The sequence below is a fragment of the Flavobacterium sp. T50_26 genome (assembly GCF_057652995.1).
This window is the reverse complement of record NZ_JBYFCC010000087.1, coordinates 1-240: the sequence shown is the minus strand read 5'-3', so window position 1 is coordinate 240 and position 240 is coordinate 1. Positions and strand designations below refer to the sequence as shown.

The 240-nt window shown below is 40.0% G+C and carries 1 protein-coding gene; it reads right to left on the bottom strand.

Annotation, left to right across the window (positions count from 1 at the left end; all coding sequences use genetic code 11):
• Window positions 1-240: cation efflux transmembrane domain-containing protein (locus tag AC23MC_RS16535; protein ID WP_487570666.1), on the bottom strand; the 240-nt coding region annotated here is incomplete at both ends.

Below are 240 nucleotides of genomic sequence, written 5' to 3'. Positions count from 1 at the left end.
CGATATTGTTTTTTCTTGCAATCGTACCCCCAACAGAAAACAAAGCCAATGCGTAAACGATGCTATCGGCAAGCATATCCAAGCTATCCTCTACCAATCCCATTGAGTTGGAAAAAATACCGAACAACATATCCAATCCAAAGAAAACGAAATTGATAATCAATACCGACCATAGTAGTTTCCGTGGGCTAATGCTTGTCTCTGTTTCAACAACAGCGTTAGTTGCTTCGGTTGAAATCA